This is a genomic window from Holdemanella sp. DFI.5.55, assembly GCF_020593575.1.
Taxonomy (GTDB): Bacteria; Bacillota_I; Bacilli_A; order Erysipelotrichales; family Erysipelotrichaceae; genus Holdemanella; species Holdemanella hominis.
On sequence record NZ_JAJDMK010000144.1, the window covers coordinates 1 to 1,731 of the forward strand.

At 31.4% G+C, this 1,731-nt stretch carries 3 protein-coding genes; 1 reads left to right on the forward strand and 2 read right to left on the reverse strand.

The window, feature by feature from the left end; translation table 11 throughout:
• Window positions 1-100: 100 nt before the first annotated feature.
• Window positions 101-274 carry a hypothetical protein gene (locus LJE08_RS13380; protein ID WP_154556314.1) on the reverse strand — a complete coding sequence of 58 codons (174 nt, stop codon included), beginning with the start codon at window positions 272-274 and terminating at the stop codon, window positions 101-103.
• A gap of 111 nt (window positions 275-385) precedes the next feature.
• Window positions 386-823, reverse strand: coding sequence for a DUF3284 domain-containing protein (locus tag LJE08_RS13385; protein WP_117926514.1), 438 nt, complete (start codon window positions 821-823; stop codon window positions 386-388).
• Between the two features lie 52 nt (window positions 824-875).
• On the opposite strand from LJE08_RS13385, the gene LJE08_RS13390 reads away from it, so the two are divergent.
• Window positions 876-1,625, forward strand: a complete 750-nt coding sequence (locus tag LJE08_RS13390; protein ID WP_227403498.1) for a TatD family hydrolase — start codon at window positions 876-878, stop codon at window positions 1,623-1,625.
• Window positions 1,626-1,731: the final 106 nt, after the last annotated feature.

Here is a 1,731-nt window from a genome sequence, read left to right on the forward strand (position 1 = left end):
TATACAATTCTATATTAACCAGAATACTTTTCTTCCTGGTTTCATAATACGAAAAGATCCACCGCCCAAATAATGCTTACTGTTAAAACTTTTTTCATTATTATTTCTGATGTTTTGAACAAATCGCAACTCCAACACCGATTGTTGCCATACAAATAACTGAGAACCAACCAGTGTGAGTAAATACTTGGTTGCTAGAACCAATTCCTGCTGCATATAGAGGCATTGGAACAAATAACAATGATGCCCCCGCTAAATAACCTAACTTTTTCATATCCAATTCCTCCTTCTTTTGTTGGGTTAAAGCTTTTCTATACCAATCTTATAACGCATATAAACAAAAAAAGAAACCAAGATGGAAAACTTGGTTTCTATTCTGGTATAATCAGTTCTTGTTATTTCTTTCATTTAAAATAAACTTTTCAACCTCTTTAAACATTTTCTTTGATTTTTTAGCCGACTGTTTTTCTGCCATTTTTTGTCTCCAAACAGGAATTTCCTTTGGAGAAACATTTTCGTAAATTTCTTCATAAGTCACTTTGATTTTTGATTCATTTAAAGATTCAATCTTATAAGAAATAGTTGTATGGTCGATTGCCGTGACAAACGTTGCTTCATACAATGTATTCGGAATCAACCTTTTAATATGCACAGTAATTTCTGAGCCGATTCCTTTTCTTTGAGCTGATTTCTTTTTATATTTTAACCCTTCTTTTAATTCTAAATTTTTCTTCGTGACATTTTTAACTTCTTCTTTTAAAGATTTCATCATCAAATCATAAAACTCTTTATCACTTACATTTAATTCCATGCTAATTTTCATATTGCACCTCTTTTAACACAATTATATACTATTTTAAGAAAGAAGGTTAGTTATGTATACAGATAGTCATTGTCACATCACTTGTGATGGTTTATATAGTCGAATTGACGAGATCATTGAAAATATCAAAGCTAAAAATCTTACTTCATGCATGATCATGTGCACAAGTCCTGAAGAATTAGAACGTGCGAAAAAGGTAAAAGAAAAATATCCATTTTTTAAAATTGCCTTTGGATGGTTTCCAAGTGATGCCAAAGAAGTTGCAGATAAAGAAATTCAGTATCTCATTGATCAAACGCCTTATTTAGATTGCTTAGGAGAAATTGGATTGGATTACTATTGGGATACAAGTTTTAATGATTTACAAAAAGAGCTATTTATCAAGCAGATTCAAATTGCGAATGAACACAATCTTCCTATTTCTATTCATATGCGCGAATCCACAAAAGACTGCATGGATATTTTAAAACAATACGCAAAGACAAAAATTATTTTCCATTGCTTCAGCGGAAGTAAAGAAACTATGATGGAATGTTTAAAAATGAATTCTATGATTTCGTTTGCCGGACCTATCACATTCAAAAATGCTAGACAAGCCCCTGAATGTATTTCAGCATGTCCTATTGATCGAATCATCACAGAAACGGATTCTCCTTATTTAACACCTGTTCCTTATCGTGGAAAAGAAAATGAACCTATGTATGTGGAATATGTCGCAAAGAAGATTTGTGAAATTAAACAACTTGATGAAGCAAGTGCATGTAGACAAATTGAAGAGAACTTCAATTCCATTTTTGATTAAATAAAGACCTGTCGATAGACAGATCTATTTTTGGGATATTTAAATTCTTGCAGGGTCGAACATAGTCCTTAAATTTTTATAGGGTCGTTTTATAAGTAGTAAAAAA

Coding starts and splice junctions, on each gene's coding strand:
- LJE08_RS13390 (WP_227403498.1), top strand. CDS start 876: ATGTATACAGATAGTCATTGTCACATCACTTGTGATGGTTTATATAGT.
- LJE08_RS13380 (WP_154556314.1), bottom strand. CDS start 274: ATGAAAAAGTTAGGTTATTTAGCGGGGGCATCATTGTTATTTGTTCCA.
- LJE08_RS13385 (WP_117926514.1), bottom strand. CDS start 823: ATGAAAATTAGCATGGAATTAAATGTAAGTGATAAAGAGTTTTATGAT.